This window comes from Pseudomonas multiresinivorans, from assembly GCF_012971725.1.
Lineage (GTDB): Bacteria > Pseudomonadota > Gammaproteobacteria > Pseudomonadales > Pseudomonadaceae > Pseudomonas > Pseudomonas multiresinivorans.
In genome coordinates this window covers 853134-875702 of record NZ_CP048833.1, presented here as the reverse complement: position 1 = coordinate 875702, position 22569 = coordinate 853134, and the positions used below count along the sequence as shown (strand labels likewise).

Below are 22569 nucleotides of genomic sequence, written 5' to 3'. Positions count from 1 at the left end.
AAAGGCTCCTTCTTTAGAACAGGCCGCTGTTCTCGTTGATGATGCCGTCGAGCGCCTTGTCGACCTTGATATAGATCTCGTGCTCGATCTTCACGTTGAGGTTGATGTTGATCGGCTCCTTGGGCGCGGCCAGCTGCACGGTGGGCGTGCAGCCCTGGACGACGCCTGCCAGAAGCAGGAAGGGTAAAACGGCGCGAAGGCGCATCGGGGTTCTCCTTGCGGTCATGGCGCAGCGGCCGGGTCGTTGCGCAGGCGTTCCTGCACGCGCTTGCGAATGGTGTCGCTGACCCGGTCGCTCAGTTGCAGGCTGGTGAGCAGCTTGGGCACGTTCTCCTCCAGGTTGACGTTGAGGTTGATCGGCCGGCCCTGTTCCAGCGCGGGGTTGCGCCCGCTCAGGCTCAGGGCGAGGAGCAGCTTGCCCGATTCATCATAATCCACGCGGCTGCTCAATTTGTCGTAACGGAAATCGTCGATGGCCGTGGCCACCAGTTGCATGGCCGGGTTGCTCTGGCCCAGGGAGCGGATCTTCTCCGAACGGAACTGCAGCACTCCCGGCTGCCGCGCGGCGACTTCCCCGCCGTGGATGACCAGTTTGCCGTCATGCAGGCCCAGCGGCAGGTTGCCGTCGATGATGCCGTTGCCGGACAGCCCTTCCGCCGGGTACGCCGCCAGGATCGCCTCCAGCGCCAGCCCTTCCAGCTTCAGCGTCAGACCCTCGCGGCGCGAGGAAAGATCCACAGCCCCCGGCGGTAGCCATGCACGACCGTTGAACAAACCGAGCTCCACCTGCTGCCAGTCGACCCGCCCGGCCAGCGGCGCGTCCAGCGAGCCTTTGTAGTTGCCCTGCAGCGACAGCGGCCCCAGCGTCACGCCGGGGTTGAGCGAGGCGACTTTCACCTGCGGCAGCTGAAGCTCCATCTGCGAGCCTTTCAGCGCGAACTTCGCCTGCAGGTCGAGGCCGTGGACCTCACTGCGGTCGTACACGCCTTCCAGACCTTGCCCGCGCAGGTTCAGGTCCAGGCTCTGCGGCGCGCTACCCGGCGGCAGGCGCCAATTCAGGTCGAAGCTGGCCTTGCCGTTGTTCAGGCTGAGCAGCGCCGGCCAGTCGCCAAGGGACTTCTCCAACGGGTTGCCGGTGCGCAGGAAGAACTCCGGCTGGCGCGCAACCAGCGCAACACCCTGCTTGGCGGAATTGTTCAGATCGACTTCGGCGTTCAGCCCGCCGCTGTTCAGCAGCCGGCCCTTGAACTGCTGGCTGTCGAGGCTCGCCGCCAGCGTCCCGAGGGCATTCCAGGAAAGCGCTTTGACGTGGGGCTGGCGCAGTTCGCCCACGGCCAGTTTCAGCGGCGCATTCAGTTGCAGGGTGGCTGGTGTATCGGCCGCATAGCCCAGGTCGAGCGTGCCCTTGCCGAGAACGGCGCTGAGCTTGCTCGCCTTGAGCGACTGTGGGCCGGCCAGGGTGCCGACCTGGAGTTGCGCGCCATCGGCGAAGGCGAAGTTGGCTGACTGCTGGTCGACGCGCCCCTCGAAGCTCAGGTCGAGTCGGCTGGTGTCGCCACGCAAGCCGGCCAGTTCCAGGTGCGGGACCTTGCCCTCCAGCCGCGAGTCCATCAGTTGCAGCGCCAGTGGCGTCGCTTCCAGCAATGCCACGCGGGAACGCAGGCGCAGGTCGGCGGCGCCCACGGCGTGCAGGTCGGCGCGAACACTACCGGCCTCTTCATCCACGCCGGGCTCCATGTGCAGCGTCACTCGTGCCGGGCGCAGGCCCACTGGCAGCACCTGCAGCCAGTCGCCGTAGAGGTCGGACAGGCGCAGATCGCCGCTGAGCACCGAGGGCCGCCAGCCAACGTCGGTGCCGCTGGCGATCAGCCGCAGGTCGCCCTGCAGGTTGCCCAGGCCTGGCAGCGGCCAGGGTTGCGGCAATTGCAGGGAAAGATCGATGTTGCCGCGGCCATCGCGCAGGCCGGGCCAGTCCGGCCACGCGGCGCTGCCAGCCAGCTGCGTATTCCAGCTCAGGCGCAGACGGCCGGCTTCGGGAATAGGCAGCGGCAGGTTCGGCGTTGGCAACCACATGCCCAGCCAGTTGCGCACCGCCTGCACCGGCGGCACGGCGGGGCTGGCAAGGTTGCCGCTGAGCTGGCGGGCGCCCGGCGCCCAGGTCGAATCCAGCGACAGCAGCTGTTCGTTATCGAGGAAGCTGTCCAGTTGCAAGCGCCACTGCCCGTCGCCGGGCTGCAACAGGCCATTGAAGGCGAGCTGCTGCCCACCCTGGCGCAGCTCGCCGCCCAGCGCCGCGGCGCCGCCCTGGATCTGCTGCCAGTGGGCGCTGCCATTGAGGGTGCAGCGCTGTTCGCGGGCACAGGGCAGCTCGAGGAAAACCTGCTCCAGCGCCAGCCGCCCGGGCAGCAGCGCCAACCAGCGGTTGAGCTGCGCAAGGTCCGGCAGGGCAGCATCCTCATCTTCCGCCCTCTCTCCCGGCCATTGGCGGACATCGATCCTGCCGGCGGCCAGTTCCTTCAAGCGCCAGCGGCCATCGGCATGTTCGGGCCAGCCGACGCGGACCTCGCGCAACTGGATGGCCAACCGCGCGCCATCGGGTGTCTGCCGCTGAAGAGCCATCTGTTCCAAGGTCAGCCCTTGTCGCGAAACGCTCAGACCCTGCCACTGCTCGATGCTCACCCCGGCATTGGCCAGCAGACGTGGAACCGCCAGCCACGCCGCGCCGACCGCCAGTGCCAGGAGCAGCAACAGCAGCAGGAGGACGGTGCGCAGGCGGGGGAACGACATGCGAAGGCTCCGGAAAGAACAGGCGATTACAGCCGGAAACGGCAGAACTCTGGCCTACAGGCTGGCCGCCCGGCGCGGGAAGTTCAAGGGATGCCAGTGATATTCCCTGCACAACCGACTATATTGCCGACATTCCCCCAAAGCTCATCCCAGAGTCTTTCCCATGAGAACCCAGCACCAAAGCCGCCGCGAACTGGACAAGATCGACCGCAATATCCTGCGCATCCTGCAGGAAGAGGGTCGCATCTCCTTCACCGAACTGGGCGAGCGCGTCGGCCTCTCCACCACGCCGTGCACCGAGCGCGTGCGCCGGCTGGAGCGCGAGGGGATCATCATGGGCTACAACGCCCGGCTGAACCCGCAGTACCTGAAAGCGAGCCTGCTGGTGTTCGTCGAAATCAGCCTGGACTACAAATCCGGTGACACCTTCGAGGACTTCCGCCGCTCGGTGCTCAAACTGCCCCACGTGCTGGAGTGCCACCTGGTGTCGGGCCACTTCGACTACCTGGTGAAGGCGCGTATCTCGGAGATGGCCTCCTACCGCAAGCTGCTGGGCGACATCCTGCTCAAGCTGCCCCACGTGCGCGAATCCAAGAGCTACATCGTGATGGAAGAGGTGAAGGAAAGCCTCACCCTGCCTATCCCCGACTAAATAGCCGGACTAAAAAGCCGGACTGATTCCCCGCCGTTCGCGGCAGGCTCATCGAGTTTATTTACGACTTCCCAGCGCTTTTTGCGCCGCTGCCTATTGGCTGGGCGGGAAGTCGGCGTTTATCCTGCGTAAAATTTTAACAACACAAAAATCAGGATATCGCACATGAACGCCCGCGTTCACCAGCCGGTACACACCGACCGCCACGCCCCGTCCTACTACGCCGCGAGCGTCAATCGCCGCCTCGAAGTACCGCCCCTGGCCGGCGAGGAAAGGGCCGACGTGTGCGTCATCGGCGGTGGTTTCTCCGGGCTGAATACGGCCATCGAGCTGGCCGAGCGCGGGTTCTCGGTCATCCTGCTGGAGGCCCACCAGATCGGCTGGGGCGCCAGCGGCCGCAACGGCGGCCAGCTGATCCGCGGCGTCGGCCACGGCCTGGAGCAGTTCGAGCCGGTGATCGGCGCCGATGGCGTCCATGCCATCAAGCTGATGGGTCTGGAGGCGGTGGAAATCGTCCGCCGCCGCGTCGAGAAATACGCCATCGACTGCGACCTGACCTGGGGCTACTGCGATCTGGCCAACAAGCCTTCCGACGTCGAAGGCTTCCAGGAAGACTTCGATGAACTGAAGAGCCTCGGCTACCGCCACGAACTGCGCATGGTCCCGAAAGAGGAGATGCGCTCCATCGTCGGCTCCGATCTCTATGTCGGCGGCATGGTGGACATGGGCTCGGGCCACCTGCACCCGCTCAACCTCGCCCTCGGCGAAGCCGCCGCGGCGCAGCGCCTGGGCGTGAAGCTGTTCGAGAACTCCGCTGTCACCGGCATCGACTACGGCAGCGAAGTGCGCGTGCGTACCGCCCAGGGCAGCGTGCGCGCCAAGTCCCTGGTGATCGCCTGCAACGCCTACCAGAACCGCCTGAATCCCTACCTCGACGGCAAGGTGCTGCCGGCCGGCAGCTACGTCATCGCCACCGAGCCGCTGTCCGCCGAACAGGCTCATGCGCTGCTGCCGCAGAACATGGCCGTGTGCGACCAACGCGTAGCGCTGGACTACTACCGTCTTTCCGCCGACAACCGCCTGCTGTTTGGCGGTGCCTGCCATTACTCCGGGCGTGATCCGGCGGACATCGCCGCCTATATGCGACCGAAGATGCTCAAGGTCTTCCCGCACCTGGAAAACCTGCGCATCGACTACCAGTGGGGCGGCATGATCGGCATCGGTGCCAACCGCCTGCCGCAGATCGGCCGCCTGCCCGACCAGCCCAATGTGTACTTCGCCCAGGCCTATGCCGGCCATGGCGTGAACGCCACGCACCTGGCCGGCAAGCTGCTCGCCGAGGCCATTGCCGGCCAGCAGGGCAGCGGCTTCGAGCTGTTCGCCAAGGTGCCGCACATCACCTTCCCCGGCGGCAAGCTGCTGCGCTCGCCATTGCTGGCCCTGGGCATGGCCTGGTACCGCTTCAAGGAAACCCTCGGCGGCTGACCCCTGCGCGCTGCAGCGGCTAGAATCTTCCGCAGCCCGTCACCGGCGGGCTTGTCGGAGACTTCCCTTGCTTCCACGCCTGCTCCTGCTGATCCTGCTGGCCCTGGGCGGCTGCGCCAGTGCGCCGCCGCCCGAGCCCTCGCACGTGCTGCCGGTGCAGGGCACGCGGCTGGACAATGAGATCAGCGAGCGCGCCGCCGCCCATCCCGGCCAGTCCGGCTTCCACCTGCTGGCTTCCAGCGTCGACGCCTTCCTCGCCCGCGCCGAGCTGATCCGCAAGGCCCAGCGCAGCCTCGACGTCCAGTACTACATCGTCCACGACGGCCTCACCACCCGCGCGCTGATCCGCGAACTGCTGCACGCGGCGGATCGCGGCGTACGCGTGCGCATCCTGATCGACGACACCAGCAGCGATGGCTGGGATTACGAACTGGGCGCCCTCGCCGCCCACCCGAACATTCAGGTGCGCCTGTTCAATCCGCTGCATCTGGGCCGCAGCACCGGCGTCACGCGCAACCTCGGGCGGCTGTTCAACCTCTCCGAGCAGCACCGGCGAATGCACAACAAGTTGCTGCTGGCAGACAACAGCGTGGCCATCGTCGGCGGCCGCAACCTGGGCGACGAGTACTTCGACGCCAAGGCCGAGATGAACTTCAGCGACCTCGACCTGATGGGCGTAGGGCCGGTGGCGCAATCGCTGGGGCAGAGCTTCGACCAGTACTGGAACAGCCGCATCAGCCGGCCCGTCGAGGACTACCTGTGGGGCGAGCCGGACCTCGACGAGCTCAATCGCATGCGCCGCAAGCTGGATCACTACCTGGCGAAGGAACGGGTGAAGAGCTCCAGCTATATCGCCCGGCTGAATCGCAACAGCGACCGCCCGCACCTGCAGAACTGGCTGGACGACCTGGTCTGGGCGCCGGGCAAGGCAGTCTGGGATACGCCACTCAAGGTACTCGACCAGGGCGATCCGAAAGGCGAGCAGTTGCTCAGCACCCAGTTGCAACCGCTGTTCGACGAAGTGTCGAAAGAGCTGATCCTGGTCTCGGCCTACTTCGTGCCGACCAGCGCCGGCGTCGACTACCTGACCCAACGCGCCGAAAGCGGCGTCAGCGTGCGCCTGCTGACCAACTCGCTGGAAGCCACCGACGTGCCGGCGGTGCATGCCGGCTACGCGCCCTATCGCCTGGAGTTGCTTGAGCATGGGGTGAAGCTCTACGAGCTGCGCGCCGACCCGGACCAGCGCCTGTCCGGCGCGCCGTGGATGGTCCGCGGCTCGAGCAGCGCCAGCCTGCACAGCAAGGCAGCAGTGTTCGACCAGCAGAAGGTGTTCGTCGGCTCGCTGAACTTCGACCCGCGTTCGGTGCTGTGGAACACCGAGGTCGGCATCATCGTCGACAGCCCGGAGCTGGCCGATCAGGTGCGCCGCCTGGCGCTGGCCAGTATGTCGCCGAGCGTCAGCTACCAGGTGAAGATCGCGCCGAACAGCGACCCGCCGAAGCTGGTCTGGATCGAGGAGCGTGGCGGCAAGCTGGTGGCGCTGGACCGTGAGCCGGGCAACGCCTGGCGCCGGCTCAACGTATGGATCGCCGGCGCCATCGGGCTGGAGAAGATGCTCTAGGAGCGCTCCTGCTGCAGCTCGGCGTCGGTCGCGCGCATCACCGGCGGCAAGCCGCGATAGGACACCAGCACCACGAAACCGGCAGCGCCCAGTGCCATCACCAGCGGCAGCGCATGGCCGCTGATCCACTGGCTGGCCGCGCCGGTCGCCAGGGGGCCGATCAGGCAGCCAATTCCCCAGAGCTGGGCGATATGCGCGTTGGCGCGAACCAGCGCGTCGTCACGGTAGCGCTCGCCAATCAGGATCAGCGACAGGGTGAACAACCCGCCCGCACTGGCGCCGAACAGCACCAGCACCGGCCAGATGGCGCTATGGTGCAGCAGCAGCGGCATGGCCAGGCTGCTGAGGAACAGCACGATGCCGCAGCCCTTGAACAACGTCTGCCGGGAGATGCGGTCGGCCAGCCAGCCGATGGGCAGTTGCAGCAGCGCATCGCCGACCACCACGGTGCTGACCATCGCCAGCGCCACCGCCTGGGTAAAGCCCTGCTGGATGCCATACACCGGCAGCAGGGTGAGGATCATGGCCTCGAAGCCGGCGAACAGCACCACCGCCCAGGCGATCGCCGGAAGCTGGGCGCAGAAGCTGAACAACCCGCGGCCGTTGGCACTGTGCGGGTCGACCTTGGGCGCGCCGGTACGGCCGAGCAGCAACAGGGAACCGCCCACCAGCAGGCAGACGCTGAACCAGAAACCACGGTCGTCGGCGGTACCGATGAAGGTCAGCAGCACCGGGCCGGACAGCTGGCTCAGCGCGTAGCCGGTGCCATACAGGGCGACCAGGCGGCCGCGCCATTTCTCGATGGCCAACTGGTTGATCCAGCTTTCACCGAGGATGAACACGACAGTCAGTTGCACGCCGATCAGCAGGCGCAGGAACAGCCAGATCGGATAGCTCTGCAGCAATGCCAGCAGGCCCACCGAGAAGGCCCCGGAAATCAGGCAGATGCGCATCAGCAGCGGTGTGCCGACCCGCGCGGCGAGGCGGCCGGCGATCATCGCGCCCAGCAGCACGCCAACCGCAGGCGTGGACGCCATGACGCCGATGGCGAAGTTGCCGTAACCCCAGCCCTCCAGACGCAGAGAAACCAGCGGCATGGTCAGGCCCAGGGCCAGACCGATGCTGATCACGGCAGCACACACAGCAAAATAAGGACCCCAACGCATTGTCTTTCTCCCGTTCCATCCGGAGCGCACGCCAGGCGCGAGGGTGCCCGATGCGCAATGCACAGCGGCCGGGTTTCCCTGAGGGAAACCCGGCCGCGGGTGTGGCTCTTTGTCAGAGCCGGCCCCTGGATCGGGGCCGACCTGCTTCAGCCGAGGATCAGAGTTTGATCCAGGTGGCTTTCAGCTCGGTGTATTTATCAAAGGCGTGCAGCGACTTGTCGCGGCCGTTGCCGGACTGCTTGAAGCCACCGAACGGAGCGGTCATATCGCCGCCGTCGTACTGGTTCACCCACACGCTGCCGGCGCGCAGCGCCTTGGCGGTCAGGTGGGCCTTGGACAGGTCGCTGGTCCACACCGCCGCGGCCAGGCCGTACGGAGTGTCGTTGGCGATGCGCACGGCTTCTTCGGCATCGGTGAACTCGATGACCGAAAGCACCGGGCCGAAGATCTCTTCACGGGCGATGCGCATGGCGTTGGTCACGCCGTCGAAGATGGTCGGCTCGACGTAGGTGCCGCCAGTTTCTTCCAGGGTGCGCTTGCCGCCGGCCACCAGTTTCGCGCCATCGTCATGGCCAGCCTGGATGTAGCTCAGCACGTTGTTCATCTGGGTGGTGTCGACCAGCGCACCGACGTTGGTTTCCGGGTCCAGCGGGTTGCCCGGCTTCCAGGCCTTGATGGCTTCGACAACCATCGGCACGAACTCGGCCTTGATCGACTTCTCCACCAGCAGACGAGAGCCGGCGGTGCAGACTTCGCCCTGGTTGAAGGCGATGGCGCTGGCAGCGGCTTCGGCGGCGGCTTTCAGGTCCGGGGCGTCAGCGAAGACGATGTTCGGGCTCTTGCCGCCGGCTTCCAGCCAGACGCGCTTCATGTTGGATTCGCCGGCGTAGATCATCAGCTGCTTGGCGATCTTGGTCGAACCGGTGAACACCAGGGTGTCGACGTCCATGTGCAGGGCCAGGGCCTTGCCCACGGTGTGGCCGAAGCCCGGCAGGACGTTGAACACGCCTTTCGGGATGCCGGCCTCGATGGCCAGCTGGGCGATGCGGATACCGGTCAGCGGAGACTTCTCGGAAGGCTTGAGGATCACCGAGTTACCGGTGGTCAGCGCCGGGCCGAGCTTCCAGCAGGTCATCAGCAGGGGGAAGTTCCACGGCACGATGGCAGCGACAACGCCGACCGGCTCGCGGGTGACCAGGCCCAGTTCGTTGTGGGCGGTGGCAGCCACTTCGTCGTAGATCTTGTCGATCGCTTCACCGCTCCAGCGCAGGCTGTTGGCGGCGCTGGACACGTCGATGCTCAGCGAGTCGCTGATCGGCTTGCCCATGTCGAGGGTTTCCAGCAGGGCCAGTTCCTCGGCGTTCTCCAGCAGCAGCTCGGAGAAGCGGATCATGACCTTCTTGCGCTTGGCCGGGGCCAGGCGCGACCACACGCCGGAATCGAACGCGGCACGGGCGACCTGCACGGCACTCTCGGCATCGGCCAGGTCGCAGCTGGCGACCTTGGCCAGGAAGCGGCCATCCACAGGGCTGATGCAGTCGAAGGTGGCGCCGGATGCGGCGTCGACGTATTCACCGTTGACGAAGGCGCGGCCTTCGATCTGCAGGTCCTTGGCGCGAGCTTCCCAATCGGCGCGAGTGAGGGTACCCATGACAACGTGTCCTCTTATTAATGTACTTATTCAGGTGCAGGCGCCCGGCGTGGGCGCACTGTCAAATATTCCGCAAGGCGGAGCAAACGCATGCTGTTGGCAACCCTAAACCGGAGGCCGCCAATTTTCAATATTTTTTACACTAAGCGGCCAAATGGCCTTGTCACGTTCGTTTTATTAAACATAGACTGCCCTGATTCGTCGGCTGATGGTTTTCCGACAGCCGCTTCGGAGTAAATATCCAACAGCGCTGCGCGTGCCCGCACGCACTCTCGCCAACAACTCTAAAGAACCGAGACCGCCATGAACGTCGAGCAGATCGTCGATTTCGCCCAGGCCACCACCGCCCCCGAACACTACCGCCCCGCCCCGGACCGCATCATCAAGGGCGACCCGGCGCAGAACGTGCGCAACCACTACGCCAGCGACTGCGGCCAGTTCAACGTGGGCATCTGGGAAGGCGAGCCGGGCCACTGGAACGTCAGCTACACCGAGCACGAGTACTGCGAGATTCTCCAGGGCGTGTCGGTGATCCGTGACGCCAATGGCGGTGCCAAGACCGTGCGCGTCGGCGACCGCTTCGTCATCCCCGCCGGCTTCAGCGGCACCTGGGAGGTGCTGGAGCCGTGCCGCAAGGTCTACGTGATCTTCGAGCAGAAGGCCTGATCCACCGAACATGAAAAAGCCCGCCGATCGGCGGGCTTTTTTGTGCCTGCGGTTCCGTGAGAAACCGCAGGCAAGAAAAAACCCGCCACAAGGGCGGGTTTCTTCACAAGGGCGAAGATCAATTACTTGATCTTGGCTTCCTTGTAGATCACGTGCTTGCGAACAACCGGATCGTATTTCTTGATCTCGATTTTCTCAGGCTTGGTACGCTTGTTCTTGTCGGTGGTGTAGAAGTGGCCGGTACCGGCGCTGGACACCAAACGGATCAGTTCGCGCATGACTGCAGCTCCTTAGAATTTTTCGCCGCGGGCGCGCAGGTCGTTCAGAACGGCCTCGATGCCACGCTTGTCGATGATACGCATGCCTTTGGCGGAAACGCGCAGACGCACGAAGCGCTTCTCGGATTCAACCCAGAAACGGTGATGCTGCAGGTTCGGCAGGAAACGGCGACGGGTTTTGTTGTGTGCGTGGGAAATGTTATTCCCGGTAACCGGACCCTTACCGGTCACTTGGCAAACTCTCGACATGGCTCAGCCCTCTGTAAACCACATGCCAAACCCGGCATGGGTTGGCTGCTTAACTCAATAGGATTCTCAGTTTCACCGGGGTCTTAACTGCCGCTTCGCCGCGATCGAGTCGCAGGATCAGGCAGGGCCCCAGAAAAGAGCGCAGCTTTATATCAGAAAGTCACTTCACGCTGCAAGGGAAAGCATGACTCGGAAAAGCCGACGCCAGCCCCCGCGGGCCGCGGCACTGGTGCCGTTCGTCGCCTGTCATCGTTGTGACGGGCAGCGGCTTGGTCTAGGGTAGCTCCTTCGAGGCTGCCAACAGCCTTGCATGACCCGCCCAGCCTCGCGGATGGGCATCTTGCCAGCTTACACGGAGTCCGTCATGCGTCTTGCCCTTCTCGCCCTCCTTCTTTCTCCCGCCCTCGCCAGCGCAGCCTCGCTGAGCGTGTGCACCGAAGCCAGCCCTGAAGGCTTCGACGTGGTGCAGTACAACTCGCTGACCACCACCAACGCCTCGGCCGATGTACTGATGAACCGCCTGGTGGACTTCGATGCCGCCCGCGGCGAAGTGGTGCCGAGCCTGGCCGAGAGCTGGAAGGTCTCCGATGACGGCCTGACCTACGACTTCCAGCTGCGCGAGGGCGTAGCCTTCCACCACACCGACTACTTCAAGCCCAGCCGCGCGCTGAGCGCCGACGACGTGGTGTTCAGCTTCCAGCGCATGCTCGACCCGGCCCAACCCTGGCACAAGGTCGCGCAGAGCGGCTTCCCCCATGCCCAGTCGATGCAGCTGCCGAGCCTGGTAAAAGCCGTGGAGAGGGTCGATGAGCGCCATGTGCGCTTCACCCTCAACCACCCGGACGCGACCTTCCTGGCGATGCTCAGCATGGGCTTCGCCTCCATCTACTCCGCCGAATACGCCGACCAGCTGATGAAGGCCGGCACCCCGGAGAAGCTCAACGCCCAGCCGATCGGCACAGGGCCCTTCGTCTTCAAGCGCTTCCAGAAGGACGCCGTGGTGCGCTACAGCGCCAACGCCGAGTACTTCGGCGGCAAGCCGGCTGTGGATAACCTGGTGTTCGCCATTACGCCGGACGCCAGCGTGCGTCTGCAGAAACTCAAGCGCGGCGAATGCCAGATCGCCCTGTCGCCCAAACCGCTGGACGTCGAAGCCGCGACCAAGAGCGCCGAGCTCAAGGTCGAACAGACCCCGGCGTTCATGACCGCCTTCGTCGGCATCAACAGCCAGCACCCGCCGCTCGACAACCCCAAGGTGCGCCAGGCGATCAACCTCGCCTTCGACAAAGGCACCTACCTGAAGAGCGTGTTCGCCGGCAGCGCCACCGTCGCCGACGGCGTCTACCCGCCCAACACCTGGAGCTACGCCAAGGACATCCAAGGCTATCCCCGCGACCTAGACAAGGCCCGCGCCCTGCTGGCCGAGGCCGGGCACAAGGACGGCTTCAAGACCACCCTCTGGACCCGCCCCTCCGGCAGCCTGCTCAACCCCAACCCCAGCGTCGGCGCGCAACTGCTGCAGGCAGACCTGGCGCAGATCGGCATCCAGGCCGAGATTCGCGTGATCGAATGGGGCGAGCTGATTCGCCGTGCCAAGGCCGGCGAACATGACCTGCTGTTCATGGGCTGGGCCGGCGACAACGGCGACCCGGACAACTTCCTCACCCCTCAATTCTCCTGCGCCAGCGTGAAGTCCGGCCTCAACTTCGCCCGTTATTGCGACGAGAAGCTCGACAGCCTGATCAGCCAGGGCAAGGCGGTCGCCGATCAGGCCAAGCGCAGCGCGCTGTACCACCAGGCCCAGCAGATCATCCACGAGCAGGCGCTGTGGTTGCCGCTGGCGCACCCGACAGCCTCGGCGCTCACCCGCCAGAACGTGAAGGGCTATGCAGTCAGTCCCTTCGGTCGCCAGGATTTCTCGAAGGTGCAGCTGTAACGCGCTAGACCATCCCCAGCTCGGCCATTGATTGCGGCTCGCCGTCACCGACAATGAAGTGATCCAGCACACGTACGTCGATGAGCGCCAGCGCCTCGATGATGCGGCGGGTCAGCAGGCGGTCGGAGTGGCTCGGCTCGCAAATCCCCGAGGGATGGTTGTGCGCCAGGATCAGCGCGGCAGCGTTGTGCGCCAGCGCGCGCTTGACGATCTGCCGGGGATAGACGCTGGCGCTGTCGATGGAGCCGTGGAACAGCACTTCGAAGTCCAGCACCCGGTGGCGATTGTCCATGAACAGGCAGGCGAACACCTCGTGGTGCTCGTGGCGCAACCGTGCCTTGAGAAAGTCGCGCACGGCCTGAGGGCTTTCCAGCGCCGAGTCGCGACTGAGCTGTTCGGCCAGGTGGCGCCGGGCAATTTCCAGCACGGCCTGCAACTGCACGAACTTGGCGACGCCCAGCCCCAGGTGACTGCAGAACGATTCCAGATCGGCCTCCAGCAGGGCCCGCAGGCTGCCGAACTCGCTGAGCAGGCGCCGCGCCAGGTCGACGGCGCTGCAGCCGACCACGCCGGTACGCAGGAAGATTGCCAGCAGCTCAGCGTCGCTCAGGCTCGCCGCGCCCCGTTCGAGAAGCTTTTCCCGCGGGCGCTCCGCCGCAGGCCAATCACGAATACTCAAGGAACCTCCCGGTCAGGCCGCCCGCTGTTCCCGCGCAGGCGCTGTGCTATCTTAGCCCCCTCGCTGCGCGCAGCCGGAGGCCTGGGGAGGCGTCGTCGGCTTCAGCGCGCGTCATCCATTTCCGTATTTAAGGCTGGCCTATGCAGCGGCTCTATCGTAAACGCATCGTTCTGGGCGTCGGCGGCGGTATCGCCGCCTACAAGAGCGCCGAACTGGTCCGCCGGTTGCGCGACCAGGGCGCCGAGGTGCGTGTCGTGATGACCCAGGGCGGCCGCGAGTTCATCACCCCGCTCACCCTTCAGGCCCTTTCCGGCCATCCGGTACACCTGGACCTGCTCGACCCTGCCGCCGAGGCGGCCATGGGGCATATCGAACTGGCTCGCTGGGCCGACCTGGTACTGATCGCCCCCGCCACCGCCGACCTCATGGCGCGCCTGGCCCAAGGCGTGGCCAACGACCTGCTGACCACCCTGGTTCTGGCCACCGATGCCCAGGTCGCGCTCGCTCCGGCGATGAACCAGGCCATGTGGCGCGACCCGGCCACTCAGGTCAACGCCGAGCTGCTGCGCAGCCGCGGCCTGCACTTCTTCGGCCCCGCTGCCGGCAGCCAGGCCTGCGGCGACGTTGGCCCCGGGCGCATGCTGGAAGCCGAAGAACTGGCGCAACTGGCCGCCGACTGCTTCGAGTTCAAGGCACTGACCGGCCAGCACATCCTGATCACTGCCGGCCCGACCCAGGAAAACATCGACCCGGTGCGCTACATCACCAACCACAGCTCCGGGAAAATGGGCTTCGCCCTGGCCGAGGCGGCCGCCGAGGCCGGCGCCCGCGTGACCCTGGTGACCGGCCCGGTGCACCTGCCGACCCCGGACCGCGTGAGCCGCGTCGACGTGGTCAGCGCCCGCGACATGCTCGCCGCCTGTGAAGCGGCGATGCCGGCGGACATCCTGATCGCCTCTGCCGCCGTGGCCGACTACCGCCCGGAACTGGTCGCAACGCAAAAGCTGAAGAAAGATCCCACCAAGGGTGATGGCCTGCTCTTGCAGCTGGTGCGCAATCCCGACATCCTCGCCACCCTCTCGCTGCGCGAAGACCGGCCCTTCAGCGTCGGCTTCGCGGCGGAGACCGAGAACCTGCTCGAGTACGCCTCGCGCAAGCTCAAGGACAAGAATCTCGACCTGATTGTCGCCAATGACGTGGCAAATCCGTCAATCGGCTTCAATAGTGAAGAGAACGCCATCACGGTCATCGACCGCGAATTGCACAAGACTGCGTTCGCCCAGACCAGCAAGGGCAAGATTGCCCGTCAGCTGGTCGCCTTCATCGCCGAACGCATCAATCAACACTGAGAACTCAATGCATTCCCTGCAAGCCAAGATCCTCGACTCCCGCCTGGGCAGCGACTTCCCGCTGCCTCAGTACGCCACCCCGGGTTCCGCCGGCCTCGACCTGCGCGCCATGCTCAAGGAAGACCTCATCCTCGAGCCGGGCCAGACCGTGCTGATCCCCACCGGCCTGTCCATCTACGTCGCCGATCCTGGCCTGGCCGCGCTGATCCTTCCGCGCTCGGGCCTGGGCCACAAGCACGGCATCGTGCTGGGCAACCTGGTCGGCCTGATCGACTCGGACTACCAGGGCGAGCTGATGGTCTCCTGCTGGAACCGCGGCAATACCGCTTTCAAGATCGCCATCGGCGAGCGCATCGCGCAGCTGGTGCTGGTGCCGGTGGTGCAGGCGCATTTCGAGCTGGTCGAGAGCTTCGACGAAAGCCAGCGCGGTGCCGGCGGCTTCGGGCACTCCGGCAGCCATTGACCCCTACCCCTTTCAGGATGAATCGCCGAGGAGACGTTGCATGAAACTTTTCCAACGCACTGCCAAGGACAGCGCCGAACTGCCGGAACTCGTACCGGCGGAGAAGCCCGTCAAGGGATCGGCCCCCAAGGTCGACCTCAAACCACTGCTGCCATCCCTCGTCCTTACCGTGGGCGGTGTGGCGGCGGCCGGCGCGCTGCTGTGGTTCAGCCTGTTCGGCCAGGCCGACAAGGCACACGTCACCCAGCTGAGCAACGCCTGGTCGGAAAGCCAGGCCGGCGCGCTGCGCCAGTCCCTGAATCTGCTGGCCGCCGACAGCCGCGCCATGGCGGGCGACCCGCAACTGCTGCCCGCCCTGCAGAGCAATGACCCGACGCGCATCGCCGCGCTGGAGAAGGCGCTGACCCAGGGCCATCTGGACGGACTGGTGGACGTCCACCTGAACGCCAATGGTCAGGCCGTGCAGGACACCGCCCGCCCCGGCCCGCTGAACTACGCCGCGCTAGATATGCTGCACCGCGTCGAAAGCGGCCAAGCTGTGGCGCCGGAGGCCTACAAGGTCGGCACTCGCTGGATGGTCTACAGCCCGGTTGCCCTGCGCGCCGCGGATAACTCGATCCAGGGTTCGCTGCTGCTGGTCGTCGATCTGCAGCGCCTGCTCGGCAACCTGCCGCCGATGTCCGCCGATATCGGCCAGCTGCAGATTTCCCAGCAGTTCGGCAACTCGCCGGCCCAGTTGCTGCTGCAACGCGGGGAGGCCAGCGACGCTGCTCCGGTAGCGCTGCCCAGTGGCAATCCGAACTGGAAGCTGAGCTTCACCCCCGGCCCGACCGTCACCGACCATCTGTACTCGCCAACCCTGCTGGGTATCGCCGCTCTGCTGGCACTGGTGGGCAGCCTGCTTGGCCTCTACCTTGCGCAAAGTGCGATGCAGCGCCGGGTCAGCAAGGATGCCCAGGCCCTGGGGCAGTTCATTCAGGAACTCGCCGGCCAACGCACTGCCAAAGCTCCTGAGCTGAGCCTGCCGAGCCTGCGGGCACTGGCTCAGGCGCTGGCCCGCCAGCCACGCCGTAAAACCGAAACACCCAGTGCCAGCGCCCCTTCCGCGCCTGCAGCAGCCGTTCAGCCGGTCCCGGCTGCCACCGCTGCCAGTGCCCCGGCCGCTGCCACTGAATCGCCATTGGTCGATCCGCTATTCCAGAACACCGACATTCTGGACATCGACATTCTTGATGAAGACCAGGATCTCCTGGGATTGGAGCACACACCCGCTATGAGCACGCCCAAAGCCCCGCAACTGCCCGCCAGCATCTTCCGCGCCTACGACATCCGTGGCGTGGTCGGCGACACCCTGACCACCGAGACGGCCTACTGGGTCGGCCGTGCGATCGGTTCCGAAAGCCTTGCGCGCGGCGAGCCGTGCGTCTCCGTGGGCCGTGACGGCCGCCTGTCCGGCCCCGAGTTGGTCCAGCACCTCATCCAGGGCCTGCTCGACTGCGGCTGCCAGGTCACCGACGTGGGCATGGTGCCCACGCCAGTGCTGTACTACGCGGCCAACGTACTGGAAGGCAAATCCGGCGTCATGCTCACCGGCAGCCACAACCCGCCGGACTACAACGGCTTCAAGATCGTCGTAGCCGGTGAAACCCTGGCCAACGAACAGATCCAGGCCCTGCGCGAGCGCATCCAGAACGGTGATCTCGCCTCTGGCGTGGGCAGCGTGCAGCAGATCGACATCCTGCCGCGCTACTTCAAGCAGATCCGCGACGACATCGCCCTGGCCAAACCGCTGAAGGTGGTGGTGGACTGCGGCAACGGCGTGGCCGGCGTGATCGCCCCGCAGCTGATCGAGGCCCTGGGCTGCACCGTGATCCCGCTGTACTGCGATGTCGACGGCACCTTCCCCAACCACCACCCGGATCCGGGCAAGCCGGAAAACCTGGAAGACCTGATCGCCAAGGTCAAGGAAACCGGCGCCGACCTGGGCCTGGCCTTCGACGGCGACGGCGACCGCGTGGGCGTGGTGACCAACGAAGGCACCATCATCTATCCGGACCGCTTGCTGATGCTGTTCGCCAAGGACGTTGTCTCGCGCAACCCGGGCGCCGACATCATCTTCGACGTCAAATGCACCCGTCGCCTGATCTCCCTGATCAGCGGCTACGGCGGCCGCCCGGTGATGTGGAAGACCGGCCATTCGCTGATCAAGAAGAAGATGAAGGAAACCGGCGCCCTGCTCGCCGGCGAGATGAGCGGCCACATCTTCTTCAAGGAGCGCTGGTACGGTTTCGACGACGGCATCTACAGCGCCGCGCGCCTGCTGGAAATCATCAGCCTCGACAAACGCGATGCCGAGCGCGTGTTCTCCGCATTCCCGATGGACATCTCCACCCCGGAAATCAACATCACCGTCACCGACGAGGGCAAGTTCGCCCTGATCGAGGCGCTGCAGGCCCGCGGCCAGTGGGGTGAAGCCAACCTCACCACCCTCGACGGCGTACGTGTGGATTACCCCAAAGGCTGGGGCCTGGTACGCGCCTCCAACACCACCCCGGTGCTGGTCCTGCGTTTCGAGGCGGATTCCCAGGACGAACTGGAACGCATCAAGGAAGTGTTCCGCACCCAGCTGAAAGCGGTCGATCCCGCCCTCAGCCTGCCCTTCTGACACTTACGTAGCATTATGCCGGAGCCCACCATGACCCAGAGCCGCGATGACGCCGCCCAGGTTGCCCGCGTCCTTGCCGAAGCCCTGCCCTATATCCGCCGTTTCGTCGGCAAGACGCTGGTGATCAAGTACGGCGGCAACGCCATGGAAACGGACGAGCTGAAGAACAGCTTCGCCCGCGACGTGGTGCTGATGAAGGCCGTCGGCATCAACCCGGTGGTGGTCCATGGTGGTGGTCCGCAGATCGGCGACCTGCTCAGCCGCCTGTCGATCGAAAGCCACTTCATCGATGGCATGCGCGTCACCGACGCGCAGACCATGGACGTGGTGGAGATGGTCCTCGGCGGCCAGGTGAACAAGGACATCGTCAACCTGATCAACCGTCATGGCGGCAGCGCCATCGGCCTGACCGGCAAGGACGCCGAGCTGATCCGCGCGAAGAAGCTCACCGTCACCCGCCAGACGCCGGAAATGACCAAGCCGGAAATCATCGACATCGGCCACGTGGGCGAGGTCACCGGGGTCAACGTCGACCTGCTGAACATGCTGGTGCAGGGCGACTTCATCCCGGTCATCGCGCCGATCGGCGTGGGCGCCAACGGAGAGTCCTACAACATCAACGCCGACCTGGTGGCCGGCAAGGTGGCGGAAGCGCTGAAGGCCGAGAAGCTGATGCTGCTCACCAACATCGCCGGCCTGATGGACAAGCAGGGTCAGGTGCTCACCGGCCTGACCACCGAGCAAGTCAACGAGCTGATCGCCGACGGCACCATCTACGGCGGCATGCTGCCGAAGATTCGCTGCGCCCTGGAAGCGGTCCAAGGCGGCGTGACCAGTGCGCACATCATCGATGGCCGCGTGCCCAACGCCGTGCTGCTGGAGATCTTCACCGACAGCGGTGTCGGCACGCTGATCACCAACCGCAAGCAGCGCTGATCGCAACGACACCCGCCAGGAGCGATCCTCGCGGGTGTTTTTTTGCCTGTTCCAGGCCGCTTCAGCCCCATGGATGCCCGGCCTCGAACAGGTCTACAGGAGTCCTTCTGACATGGCCGCGTCTCCCGTTTCCCGCAACGACTTCAGCTTCTTCCATGGCTTGCGCGTGCGCTGGTCGGAGGTCGATCCGCAGGGCATCGTCTTCAACGGCAATTACCTGACCTACGCCGACGTCGCCACCACCGAGTACTACCGCCACCTGGGCGTGAGCTACCCGGCCGACCTGCTGCGTGGCGGCGGCGACCTGTTCGCGGTGAAGACCACCCTGGAGTACCTGGCGCCGGCGCGCTTCGACGACTGGCTGGAAATGGGCGTGCGCGTCAGCCGCCTGGGTCGCAGCAGCCTGACCTTCCAGGTGTCGATCTGGTGCGACGAACAGTTGCTGACGCTGGGGGAACTGATCTACGCCTATGCCGGCGAGGATCGGACGAGCCAGCCCCTGCCGGACTGGCTGCGCGGGAAGATCAACGAATTCGAACGCGTCTCGCCGCAGCAGTAAGCGCGGCGGCAGGCTCTTCAATTACCGCCGGATATCTGGGCGAAGCGCGCCCGATCGGAGGCAAAGCTGCTCTGCGCCTGAACCCGCAACTGCTGGTAGCGAGCGATATCCTGCTGCAGGCGCTGTTCATCGTCGCGCAGGTTGTTCAGTTGCGCGACCAGGTCGTCCGGCACCTGGCGACCGGCGCGCTCCTGGTCGGCGGCACGGGCCTGCAGGTTGGCCTGCTGCATCTTCAGCGATTGCAGGTTGCCCTTGGCCACGCTGGCCAGCCCATCCAGCTCGGCCAGCTTGCGATCACGGGCACGGTCGACGTCTTCCACGCTGGTATACATGCGCATCAGTTGCTGATCGGAGCTGGCGCGGGCGGCGTCCGCCTTGCGCTGCTCGATCTCGGCGGCGGTCGGTGCCGGCGGAACCTCGCGGATGACCCGGCCCTGGTCGTTGAGCACCTGGTAGCCCTTGCCGATGTATTGCGGAGGGACGCCCAGCCGGTCGATGACGGTGATGCCCTTGTCATTGACGTAGCGGTACATCTCGACCTGGCTGGTCGGCTGCCCGGCAGCCGTAACCTGGCCTGCGAGCATGGCTCCCAGAAGCCCCATCAACACCCTGTAGCGGAAAGCACCCTGCTTGGCCATGCCCTACGTCCTGGTTGCGGTTAGATACCGTACTGCGCCCGATAGGCCTCGACAGCCGCCAGATGCTGCTTGAGCTGACCGTCACCGGCCAGATATTCCAGCACCTGCTCCAGCGAGACAATGCTTACGACCGGAATCGAAAAGTCCCGTTCAACTTCCTGGATCGCCGACAACTCGCCCTTGCCGCGCTCCTGGCGGTTCAGCGCGATCAGCACGCCGGCTGCCTGGGCACCCTGGGCGTCGATGATCTGCATGACCTCGCGGATCGCAGTGCCGGCGGTGATCACGTCATCGATGATCAGCGCGCGGCCGGTCAGCGGGGCGCCGACCAGCGTGCCGCCTTCGCCATGGTCCTTGGCTTCCTTACGGTTGAAGCACCAGGGCAGGTCGCGGCCATGCTGTTCGGCCAACGCAATCGCTGTAGCGGCCGCCAGCGGGATTCCTTTATAGGCCGGGCCGAACAACACGTCGAAAGGTATGCCGCTGTCGACCACCGCGCTGGCGTAGAAACGACCCAGCTGGGACAGCGCAACCCCGGTATTGAACAGACCGGCGTTGAAGAAGTACGGGCTGGTGCGCCCGGACTTGAGGGTGAACTCGCCGAAGCGAAGAACGCCGCGCTCGATGGCGAAGCGGATGAAATCGCGTTGATATGCGTGCATGGGAGAGAACCGGCCGGTATGAATTTAGCTAAACCGTTTGAGCTCGGGTATCATACACACACGTGATTTTGGGGGCCATTTATGCGGATCATCAGTGTGAACGTGAATGGTATTCAGGCTGCAGCCGAGCGTGGTTTGCTCAGTTGGCTGCAAGCCCAGAATGCCGACGTGATCTGCTTGCAGGATACCCGCGCCTCCGCTTTCGATCTGGATGACCCGTCCTACCAACTGGATGGCTACTTCCTGTACGCCTGCGATGCCGAAGTGCCCAGTCAGGGCGGCGTCGCAATCTATAGTCGTCTGCAACCCAAGGCTGTCATAAGCGGCCTGGGTTTCGAGATGGCCGATCGTTACGGGCGCTACCTGCAAGCCGATTTCGATAAGGTGAGTATCGCCACTCTCCTGCTGCCTACCGGGCAGGAAGGGGACGAGAACCTGAACCACAAGTTCAAGTTCATGGACGATTTCGCCCAGTACATGAACAAGCAGCGCCGCAAGCGCCGCGAATACATCTATTGCGGCTCGCTCTACGTCGCGCACCAGAAGCTGGACGTGAAGAACTGGCGCGAATGCCAGCAATCTCCGGGCTTCATGGCGCCGGAGCGTGGCTGGATGGATGAGATCTTCGGCACCATGGGCTATGTCGACGCCCTGCGCGAGGTCAACCGCGAAGGCGACCAGTACAGCTGGTGGCCGGAAAGCGAGCAGGCCGAGTTGCTCAACCTGGGCTGGCGTTTCGACTATCAGATCCTCACGCCGGGTCTGCGCCGCTTCGTGCGCGGCGCCAAGCTGCCGCGTCAGCCGCGCTTCTCCCAGCATGCGCCGCTGATCGTCGATTACGACTGGACGCTGAGCATCTGAGCCCCGTCGTGCCGCCGAAAGGCGGACAGAAAAAAGCCGGCTTCGAGCCGGCTTTTTCGTGCCTGGAGTTCAGTCCCTATTTGATCGGGCGCCAGGTGAAGGGATAGCGATAATCCAGCCCTTCGTTGGCCTTGATCCCGGCAATGATGGTGAGCACCAGCGCACCGATGCTCACCAGCCCCAGCAGGAAGAAGCCGATCACCACCAGCATCAGCAGGCAGCTGACCACCACCGCGAGGCTCACGGTGATCTGGAAGTTCAGTGCCTCCTTGCCCTGGCGGTCCACGAACGGGTCCGATTCACGCTTGATCTGCCAGACGATCAGCGGCCCGAGCAGGTTGCCAAAGGGAAAGATGAAGCCGAGGAAGGCGGCGAAGTGGCAGAACATCGCCCACTGGCGGGCTTCCTGGCTCGGCTGAACCTGCTGTACCGGTACTTCGTCGCTCATCCTTTCGCTCCTTGCCGTTGGGTATCGAGTGCGGATCAGTCCGCCAGTGCGGCGCGCTGCAGTTCGAACAGCTCTTGCAGGCCTTTCTGGGCCAGCTCCAGCATGGCATTGAGCTCAGCCGGCTGGAAGGGAACGCCCTCGGCAGTGCCCTGGACTTCGATGAAGCCGCCAGCATCGGTCATGACCACGTTCAGGTCGGTCTCGGCGGCGGAATCCTCCAGGTAGTCCAGGTCCAGCACCGGCTCGCCCTGGTACATGCCCACGGAAACGGCGGCAATCATCTGCTTGAGTGGGTTGCCCTTGAGCGCGCCGCGCTTCTTCAACACGGCCAGCGCATCGATCACCGCCACGGTGGCGCCCGTGATGGACGCGGTGCGGGTGCCCCCGTCGGCCTGGATCACATCGCAATCGATGTACAGGGTGTTTTCGCCCAGCTTGGTCAGGTCCAGCGCGGCGCGCAGGGAACGGCCGATCAGGCGCTGGATTTCCAGGGTGCGGCCACCCTGCTTGCCGCGCGCAGCTTCACGCTGGTTACGCTCGCCGGTGGAGCGCGGCAGCATGCCGTATTCGGCGGTCAGCCAGCCCTGGCCCTGGCCCTTGAGGAAGCGCGGCACGCCGGATTCGGCGCTGACGGTGCAGATCACCTTGGTGTCGCCGAACTCGACCAGCACGGAGCCCTCGGCGTGCTTGGTGTAATGGCGGGTGATACGGATCGGGCGCAGTTGGTCGGCGGCGCGGCCACTGGGACGGTTCATGGAGGCATCCTGTACAGATTGCTGGCGGGGGAATGTCGGCCATTATAGAGGCCAGCGGACGGA

The 22569-nt window shown here is 65.1% G+C and carries 22 protein-coding genes; 11 read left to right on the top strand and 11 right to left on the bottom strand.

Annotation, left to right across the window (positions count from 1 at the left end; all coding sequences use genetic code 11):
* Positions 1 to 13 precede the first annotated feature (13 nt).
* Both G4G71_RS04030 and G4G71_RS04025 read right to left on the bottom strand, forming a co-directional pair.
* Positions 14 to 205, bottom strand: coding sequence for a YnbE family lipoprotein (locus G4G71_RS04030; RefSeq protein WP_024762075.1), 192 nt, complete (start codon positions 203 to 205; stop codon positions 14 to 16).
* A gap of 17 nt (positions 206 to 222) precedes the next feature.
* The gene (locus G4G71_RS04025) at positions 223 to 2787 is read right to left on the bottom strand and encodes an intermembrane phospholipid transport YdbH family protein (protein WP_169935508.1); all 2565 of its coding nucleotides are present in this window, start codon (positions 2785 to 2787) and stop codon (positions 223 to 225) included.
* A gap of 163 nt (positions 2788 to 2950) precedes the next feature.
* Here G4G71_RS04025 and dadR point away from each other — a divergent pair, with 163 nt between their 5' ends.
* The 3 genes from dadR to G4G71_RS04010 all read left to right on the top strand — a co-directional run bounded on the left by dadR (position 2951) and on the right by G4G71_RS04010 (position 6545).
* On the top strand, positions 2951 to 3439 hold the full coding sequence (dadR, locus tag G4G71_RS04020; RefSeq protein WP_015479539.1) for a transcriptional regulator DadR: 489 nt from the start codon (positions 2951 to 2953) through the stop codon (positions 3437 to 3439).
* Positions 3440 to 3604: 165 nt separating this feature from the next.
* Positions 3605 to 4924: an NAD(P)/FAD-dependent oxidoreductase gene (locus G4G71_RS04015; RefSeq protein WP_169935506.1), complete on the top strand. Its 1320-nt coding sequence runs from the start codon at positions 3605 to 3607 to the stop codon at positions 4922 to 4924.
* A 67-nt stretch (positions 4925 to 4991) separates the two neighbouring features.
* The gene (locus G4G71_RS04010; protein ID WP_169935504.1) at positions 4992 to 6545 is read left to right on the top strand and encodes a phospholipase D family protein; all 1554 of its coding nucleotides are present in this window, start codon (positions 4992 to 4994) and stop codon (positions 6543 to 6545) included.
* Here G4G71_RS04010 and G4G71_RS04005 read toward each other — a convergent pair.
* Both G4G71_RS04005 and G4G71_RS04000 read right to left on the bottom strand, forming a co-directional pair.
* Complete coding sequence (locus tag G4G71_RS04005; RefSeq protein ID WP_169935502.1) at positions 6542 to 7711, bottom strand: MFS transporter; 1170 nt, start codon at positions 7709 to 7711, stop codon at positions 6542 to 6544. The two genes, G4G71_RS04010 and G4G71_RS04005, sit on opposite strands and share 4 nt — an antisense overlap.
* Positions 7712 to 7868: 157 nt before the next feature.
* Positions 7869 to 9362 carry an aldehyde dehydrogenase gene (locus G4G71_RS04000; protein ID WP_169935500.1) on the bottom strand — a complete coding sequence of 498 codons (1494 nt, stop codon included), beginning with the start codon at positions 9360 to 9362 and terminating at the stop codon, positions 7869 to 7871.
* A 303-nt stretch (positions 9363 to 9665) separates the two neighbouring features.
* Here G4G71_RS04000 and G4G71_RS03995 point away from each other — a divergent pair, with 303 nt between their 5' ends.
* The gene (locus tag G4G71_RS03995; RefSeq protein ID WP_024762072.1) at positions 9666 to 10028 is read left to right on the top strand and encodes a cupin domain-containing protein; all 363 of its coding nucleotides are present in this window, start codon (positions 9666 to 9668) and stop codon (positions 10026 to 10028) included.
* A gap of 122 nt (positions 10029 to 10150) precedes the next feature.
* On the opposite strand, the gene rpmG is transcribed toward G4G71_RS03995, so the two are convergent.
* Both rpmG and rpmB read right to left on the bottom strand, forming a co-directional pair.
* Entirely contained in the window at positions 10151 to 10306 is a 156-nt protein-coding gene (gene rpmG / locus G4G71_RS03990; RefSeq protein ID WP_017520721.1) for a 50S ribosomal protein L33, read from the bottom strand.
* A gap of 12 nt (positions 10307 to 10318) precedes the next feature.
* Entirely contained in the window at positions 10319 to 10555 is a 237-nt protein-coding gene (rpmB, locus tag G4G71_RS03985) for a 50S ribosomal protein L28 (RefSeq protein ID WP_009614118.1), read from the bottom strand.
* 364 nt (positions 10556 to 10919) lie between these two features.
* Between rpmB and G4G71_RS03980 the strand changes: the two genes are divergently transcribed.
* Complete coding sequence (locus G4G71_RS03980) at positions 10920 to 12491, top strand: ABC transporter substrate-binding protein (protein WP_169935498.1); 1572 nt, start codon at positions 10920 to 10922, stop codon at positions 12489 to 12491.
* Between the two features lie 4 nt (positions 12492 to 12495).
* Here the strand turns inward: G4G71_RS03980 and radC are convergent, their stop codons facing one another.
* On the bottom strand, positions 12496 to 13170 hold the full coding sequence (gene radC, locus G4G71_RS03975) for a RadC family protein (protein WP_024762069.1): 675 nt from the start codon (positions 13168 to 13170) through the stop codon (positions 12496 to 12498).
* A gap of 140 nt (positions 13171 to 13310) precedes the next feature.
* Here radC and coaBC point away from each other — a divergent pair, with 140 nt between their 5' ends.
* From coaBC to G4G71_RS03950, 5 genes are all read left to right on the top strand, one after another.
* Positions 13311 to 14519: a bifunctional phosphopantothenoylcysteine decarboxylase/phosphopantothenate--cysteine ligase CoaBC gene (coaBC, locus tag G4G71_RS03970; RefSeq protein ID WP_169935496.1), complete on the top strand. Its 1209-nt coding sequence runs from the start codon at positions 13311 to 13313 to the stop codon at positions 14517 to 14519.
* Positions 14520 to 14526: 7 nt separating this feature from the next.
* A complete protein-coding gene (gene dut / locus G4G71_RS03965) occupies positions 14527 to 14982 on the top strand; it encodes a dUTP diphosphatase (protein WP_169935493.1) in 456 nt (151 codons plus the stop codon).
* Between the two features lie 40 nt (positions 14983 to 15022).
* On the top strand, positions 15023 to 17647 hold the full coding sequence (locus tag G4G71_RS03960) for a phosphomannomutase/phosphoglucomutase (protein WP_169935491.1): 2625 nt from the start codon (positions 15023 to 15025) through the stop codon (positions 17645 to 17647).
* A 30-nt stretch (positions 17648 to 17677) separates the two neighbouring features.
* A complete protein-coding gene (gene argB / locus G4G71_RS03955) occupies positions 17678 to 18583 on the top strand; it encodes an acetylglutamate kinase (protein ID WP_024762065.1) in 906 nt (301 codons plus the stop codon).
* Between the two features lie 112 nt (positions 18584 to 18695).
* Positions 18696 to 19142, top strand: a complete 447-nt coding sequence (locus G4G71_RS03950; protein WP_024762064.1) for an acyl-CoA thioesterase — start codon at positions 18696 to 18698, stop codon at positions 19140 to 19142.
* 17 nt (positions 19143 to 19159) lie between these two features.
* On the opposite strand, the gene G4G71_RS03945 is transcribed toward G4G71_RS03950, so the two are convergent.
* Positions 19160 to 19780, bottom strand: coding sequence for a DUF4124 domain-containing protein (locus G4G71_RS03945; RefSeq protein WP_169935489.1), 621 nt, complete (start codon positions 19778 to 19780; stop codon positions 19160 to 19162).
* 20 nt (positions 19781 to 19800) lie between these two features.
* Positions 19801 to 20442, bottom strand: a complete 642-nt coding sequence (pyrE, locus tag G4G71_RS03940) for an orotate phosphoribosyltransferase (RefSeq protein ID WP_054910061.1) — start codon at positions 20440 to 20442, stop codon at positions 19801 to 19803.
* Positions 20443 to 20523: 81 nt separating this feature from the next.
* Here pyrE and G4G71_RS03935 point away from each other — a divergent pair, with 81 nt between their 5' ends.
* Entirely contained in the window at positions 20524 to 21303 is a 780-nt protein-coding gene (locus tag G4G71_RS03935) for an exodeoxyribonuclease III (RefSeq protein ID WP_037009721.1), read from the top strand.
* A gap of 76 nt (positions 21304 to 21379) precedes the next feature.
* Here G4G71_RS03935 and G4G71_RS03930 read toward each other — a convergent pair whose 3' ends face one another.
* Together G4G71_RS03930 and rph are read right to left on the bottom strand one after the other, a co-directional pair.
* Complete coding sequence (locus G4G71_RS03930) at positions 21380 to 21751, bottom strand: DUF4870 domain-containing protein (RefSeq protein ID WP_088419871.1); 372 nt, start codon at positions 21749 to 21751, stop codon at positions 21380 to 21382.
* A 35-nt stretch (positions 21752 to 21786) separates the two neighbouring features.
* Complete coding sequence (gene rph, locus G4G71_RS03925; protein ID WP_169935487.1) at positions 21787 to 22506, bottom strand: ribonuclease PH; 720 nt, start codon at positions 22504 to 22506, stop codon at positions 21787 to 21789.
* Between the last annotated feature and the right edge of the window lie 63 nt (positions 22507 to 22569).